General features: G+C 61.0%; 1 protein-coding gene and 1 pseudogene. Both read right to left on the bottom strand.

The features are described 5' to 3' along the window. Positions 1 to 224: pseudogene (locus JWG88_RS21405) on the bottom strand (TSCPD domain-containing protein); the annotation flags it as partial. Between the two features lie 16 nt (positions 225 to 240). Further along, positions 241 to 418 (bottom strand): hypothetical protein (locus tag JWG88_RS22280; RefSeq protein WP_353740710.1); only part of this gene is annotated, 178 nt, incomplete at its 5' end.

Raw genomic sequence — 418 nt, 5'->3', positions numbered from 1 at the left:
GTGCCCGCATTGAGGACCATGTCGTTGATGGTCACGTAGAGCGCGTGCTCGAACAGCGGCGACTTGATCTTGTAGGTGGCGCCGATCAGGGTATCCGGGCGCTCCAGGGTCTCGTCCATCTGCACCACCGACGCGGCTTCCGCGGCGGCGGCAAGGGCCTGCTCCTCGGCTTCGTTGACGACCTTGAAGCCCTTGATCTTCTGCGTGATCTTGACTGCTGACATATCGATTCCCCCGGCCTCAGTACTTGCCGTAATAGCCTTCTTTCAAGGCGTCGAAGAGGTTGGCGGCGGTATGGATCTCACCGTCGTACTCGACCTGCTCGTTGCCCTTGAACTCCACCACGCTGCCGTCCTCCAGTTCGAAGCGGTAGCGGGTCTTCTCCAGGTCGGACTCCTTGACCAGCACGCCCTGGAAC

Source organism: Desulfopila inferna (assembly GCF_016919005.1).
In the GTDB taxonomy this organism is placed as follows: domain Bacteria; phylum Desulfobacterota; class Desulfobulbia; order Desulfobulbales; family Desulfocapsaceae; genus Desulfopila_A; species Desulfopila_A inferna.
The sequence above is the reverse complement of the archived record's forward strand: the minus strand, read 5'-3'. Positions and strand labels throughout refer to the sequence as shown.